Here is a 2,608-nt window from a genome sequence, read left to right as displayed (position 1 = left end):
TCGCAGGCGTTCGCCGCCAGGGCGGCGGCGCTGCAGGAGCGCGCGGCCGGCGTGGAGCAGCGGCTCGCCCGTGCGTTCGCCTTCGTGGAGGCTTCGTTCGGGGACGCGCAGGAGATGGTGGTGTTCACGACGGAGCTCACGTCGCGCACCAGCTCGGCGCGCTACATCGCCCAGTACGGCAGCCAGTCCTACTTCGCGCACAACCAGGACATGATCCTGTCGGACCGCCAGCGCGAGCTGCGCCGGCGCGTGGAAGACCTCGACGTGTAGAAGCAAGCCAGGTAGAAGCAAGCGAAACGCAAGCAACCTAAAAGGAGAAGAGAACATGAAGAAGTACACGCTCACCTCGTACGATCCGGTCGAACTCGACCTGCCGAAGCCCCAGGTGCCCGCGAGCCTCGTGGACGCCCAGATAGAGAAGCTGCTCGAGCCGATGGCCGAGTACCACGAGATTGCCGAAGAGCGCGGCGTGGCCATGGGCGACCACGTGGTGGTGACCACGGTGGACGCGCGCCTGGACGGCAACCCGGCCTCCAACTTCGTGCTGGAGCACTCGCTGTACCACGTGGGCGGCGGCGAGATGCCCCGCACGTTCGACGAGGAGCTGGTGGGCATGGTGCCGGGCGAGACGAAGGACGCCGAGGCGAAGATCAAGCTGCCGCTGGCGAAGGACGGCGACGCCTCCCGCCTGACCATGCAGGTGACGGTGGAGAAGATCTTAAGCTGCCGTACGCCGGAGCTCACCGACGCGTTCGTGGCCGAGCACTTCGAGCCCGCCAAGACGGTGGCCGAGTTCCGCGAGGGCGTGGCCAAGCAGTTCGGCCTGCCCGACATGGCCAAGAACGACGCCCAGTTCCCCGACCTCGTGCTGGACGAGCTGGCGAAGCGCCTGGTGGAAGATCCTGACCCGGCCGACCTGCTGCCGGGCCAGCCCCTGGACGCGCTGCGCATCACGTGCGCCATCGACGCGCTCGCCGACCACCTGGACATCGAGCTCTCCGACGCCGACATCACGGCGCAGATGCCCGGCAACGATGCCGAGCAGCGCGAGAAGATCCGCCAGCAGCTGGAAGACCAGGGGCTGGGCGACGAGGCCCGGGTGTTCGCGCGCCGCGAGGCCGCGCTCTCGTGGCTGGTGAACAACTCGCGCGTGTCGTACAAGTAGCGGCGCGGTCAGGGACGGAGGCTTGGGCATGGGCGCGGAGAAAGCGATCGATCCGGAGGCGCTGCGGGCGTACTACGGGCAGCTTCCCAACGAGTACGGGTTCGCGAGCCAGTGCAAGATGACGCTTCTGGGCGATATCAAGGGCAAGCGCGTGCTGGACATCGACTGCCGGCGGGGCAAGGGCGTCATCAAGCTGTCGGACTACGTGGGGCCGCGCGGCCATGTGGTGGGGGTGGACCCGACGCCCGAGTGGATAGAGATCGCCCGCTCCTACCAGGACGACGCGTGGCGCCGCAACGGGCTGCCCGAGAACAACATGGAGTACCTGGTGGCCTATCCGGAGGACCTCGCCGCCGCCGGGCTCGCGGACGGCTCGTTCGACCTGGTGTTCGCCAACAGCAGCGTCAACGTGGACTTCTGCCCCGAGGCGGTGTTCCGCGAGGCGTTCCGCGTGCTGCGCCCCGGCGGGGTGCTGGTGTACGACGGCGTGGTGGCGGCCGGGGAGCGCGACGCGGCCACGGTGGCCCGCGCGCGGGAGCTCGGCAACGCCGTGCAGGCCGCGCCCGCCCGCGAGGAATTCGAGGCCATGATGGCGCGCATCGGCTTTGCGCGGCCGGACTACTACGAGGAGTCCGACGTCCGCCCCGAGACGGGCTACAAGGGCGGGTTCGAGGTGCCGGTGGCCGAGACGGGCGAGGACGTGCGCTTCGTGAAGACCACGGCGCGCATCGACAAGCCGCGCCGCTAGGCGCGCGGGGACCGGGTGCGCAGGACGCCCGGGCAAGGAGAAGGAACGCTGCCGCGCGCTCGTGCGCCGGCGGCTCGAAGGAGGAGGACCAATGCAGTACGAGGAACTGAAGGCGCAGGTAGAGGCGGTGCCTGCAGCGCAGGCGAAGGACTACCGGGAACTTTTGGCCCTGGCTAGCATCGCGGGCGGGGTGTGGCCCCGGCTCAAGGGGCATCTGGAGGCGGCGGAGGACTGCCGCGGGTTCTTCCAGGCGATCTACGACGACGATGCCTGCCGGTTCGAGAACGCCTGGGCGTACTGGGCGAAGATGAACAAGGAGCCCTGGGCCGACCGCTTCGAGGCCGAGAAGGCCGTGCGCGGCGTGCGCCTGGAGAACAAGGGCATCTTCATCGAGGGCAACGGCAACGAGCTGCTCGTGCCGCTGCAGGGCCGCGGGCACGCGGCCAACGTCTACCTGTTCGCCGAGAACAGCTTCAACGAGCACGCCGCCGAGTTCTACGGCGCCATCAACGGCTCGTTCACGTGCGTGGGGATGGAGCTCGTGGGCGCCTTCGACATCTACCGCGCGCACCGCGCCCTCATCTTCGAGCGCTGGGATGTCGACAAGCTGCGCAGGCGCGCCAACGGCAAGGGCCAGGTCCGCACCGGCTGCGACTGCTCGGCCACCTGGTAGCCCGCTTCCGTCCCGCGGCCGA

At 69.1% G+C, this 2,608-nt stretch carries 3 protein-coding genes and 1 pseudogene; all 4 read left to right on the top strand.

Annotated features, from left to right (window positions below; all coding sequences use genetic code 11):
* Positions 1 to 270, top strand: a pseudogene (locus GPA_RS09150) (hypothetical protein); the annotation flags it as partial.
* Between the two features lie 55 nt (positions 271 to 325).
* Positions 326 to 1,165 (top strand): trigger factor, encoded by an 840-nt coding sequence (locus GPA_RS09145; RefSeq protein ID WP_015539690.1) that lies wholly within the window; start codon positions 326 to 328, stop codon positions 1,163 to 1,165.
* A gap of 28 nt (positions 1,166 to 1,193) precedes the next feature.
* Positions 1,194 to 1,913, top strand: a complete 720-nt coding sequence (locus GPA_RS16815) for a methyltransferase domain-containing protein (RefSeq protein ID WP_015539689.1) — start codon at positions 1,194 to 1,196, stop codon at positions 1,911 to 1,913.
* A gap of 91 nt (positions 1,914 to 2,004) precedes the next feature.
* Entirely contained in the window at positions 2,005 to 2,586 is a 582-nt protein-coding gene (locus GPA_RS09135) for a hypothetical protein (RefSeq protein WP_015539688.1), read from the top strand.
* Positions 2,587 to 2,608: the final 22 nt, after the last annotated feature.

It is taken from the genome of Gordonibacter pamelaeae 7-10-1-b (genome assembly GCF_000210055.1).
In the GTDB taxonomy this organism is placed as follows: Bacteria; Actinomycetota; Coriobacteriia; order Coriobacteriales; family Eggerthellaceae; genus Gordonibacter; species Gordonibacter pamelaeae.
The sequence above is the reverse complement of the archived record's forward strand: the minus strand, read 5'-3'. Positions and strand labels throughout refer to the sequence as shown.

Excerpts from the sequence above, each read along its gene's own strand:
- GPA_RS09145 (WP_015539690.1), top strand. The coding sequence starts at position 326 with ATGAAGAAGTACACGCTCACCTCGTACGATCCGGTCGAACTCGACCTG.
- GPA_RS16815 (WP_015539689.1), top strand. The coding sequence starts at position 1,194 with ATGGGCGCGGAGAAAGCGATCGATCCGGAGGCGCTGCGGGCGTACTAC.
- GPA_RS09135 (WP_015539688.1), top strand. The coding sequence starts at position 2,005 with ATGCAGTACGAGGAACTGAAGGCGCAGGTAGAGGCGGTGCCTGCAGCG.